The sequence below is a fragment of the Helicobacter apodemus genome (assembly GCF_000765745.2).
GTDB classification, from domain to species: Bacteria; Campylobacterota; Campylobacteria; order Campylobacterales; family Helicobacteraceae; genus Helicobacter_D; species Helicobacter_D apodemus.
Window position 1 is genome coordinate 1 of sequence record NZ_JRPC02000085.1, and the last position, 1,380, is coordinate 1,380.

General features: G+C 35.1%; 2 protein-coding genes. Both read left to right on the top strand.

Going from position 1 to position 1,380, the window contains the following annotated elements; genetic code table 11:
* Positions 1 to 7: 7 nt before the first annotated feature.
* Complete coding sequence (locus LS72_RS10465) at positions 8 to 253, top strand: XRE family transcriptional regulator (protein ID WP_034555669.1); 246 nt, start codon at positions 8 to 10, stop codon at positions 251 to 253.
* 503 nt (positions 254 to 756) lie between these two features.
* Entirely contained in the window at positions 757 to 1,368 is a 612-nt protein-coding gene (locus LS72_RS10470) for a BRO family protein (protein ID WP_138155354.1), read from the top strand.
* Positions 1,369 to 1,380: the final 12 nt, after the last annotated feature.

The window sequence follows — 1,380 nt, forward strand, 5'->3', positions numbered from 1 at the left end:
GAAAAAGATGGCAAAAAACGATGACAATCTTATTAAAAAAACCTGCAAGGAATTGGGGCTAACTTATAGAGAGCTAGGGGAGAGAATTGGGTATAGTGAAGAGGCTATCTCAAAGTCTGCTAGAACCAATAAAATATCAGTCCCTATGCAAAGGGCGTGTGAAATGTTTTTACAAATTAAGGAGTTAGAATCCAAAGTTGCCACCCTTAATGAACTTTCTTTAATATTGCAGAAGCTCACCATAAAAGCGTAATAAATACGCTTATTTTTCAAAAATATAATATTAAATACTATTTAAGGCTTGACTTTAAGGTATAATATTTGTTATAATTCTTTTGTAAGCAGTAAATAATACGGCTTATGAAAGGAGATACACAAATGAAATGGCTAGATTTTTTGATTAAGTTCCTACGCTTAGTCGCCATTATCCTTTGGATTATTAAAATCTTAAGTGGATAAGGTTGAGGCGGGTTGCCCTGCCAATCTATCATTTATTTGTGTATGCCTAATACTATCATAAAGGAGTAAAAAATGCTAGAGAATGCGTTATTCGGTGTGATTATCGTGTGGCTATGTGCCTTGAGCTATAAAGTTTTTAAAATAGATAAAAAGAATTTCAGGTGAGTGCAATAAATAAGTTAAAAGACTTGCAAGAGCTTGGCATAAACTCTAAAAGCTTGATTGTTTTTATGTTGGTGTTACAAGTGGTGCGATTAAAGTCTTAAAGTCAAAGATTTAGAATCCAAGGAGTGAGTAATGCAGTTACAAGTTTTTAACCATAAAACTTTAGGACAAGTGCGTGTGGTGGGCGATAATGAGAATCCCTTATTTTGCCTTAGAGATATTTGTGAAGTGTTAGAACACACCAATCCTTCAAGAGTGTTAGAGGCTATAAATGCGGAGTTTGGAGATGGGCTAACTTTGAGTTACCCCATAAAAGATAACTTGGGTAGAACGCAGCAAACCACTTTCATCACCGAACCCCAACTCTATTTTATTCTTATGCGCAGTGATAAGCCTAAAGCAAAGCCCTTTAGGCAATGGGTAGTAAATGAAGTCCTCCCTAGCATTAGAAAGCAAGGGTATTATTTAACCCCTAATGTAGAATCTACTCTTATTGCAGAGTTAAGGGATTCTAATCTAAGCAAAGATTCTTTAAAAAGAGAGTTAGAGAGCTTAAAAGATGAGCTTCTACAAACCCAAAGGGAGCTATTAAGCTTCTATAAATTCCAACCCAAAAGCAAGGTTAAAGAACATTCTCCTGATACCATTGCAAAAATTCAAGAATTAGCTAAAAGCGGTGTAGGTGTAAGTGAGATTGTAAGGACGCTTGGAGTAAGTGAATCTAGTGTGAGAAAATATAAATAAAGGATTTCTATG

Excerpts from the sequence above, each read along its gene's own strand:
- LS72_RS10470 (WP_138155354.1), top strand. The coding sequence starts at position 757 with ATGCAGTTACAAGTTTTTAACCATAAAACTTTAGGACAAGTGCGTGTG.
- LS72_RS10465 (WP_034555669.1), top strand. The coding sequence starts at position 8 with ATGGCAAAAAACGATGACAATCTTATTAAAAAAACCTGCAAGGAATTG.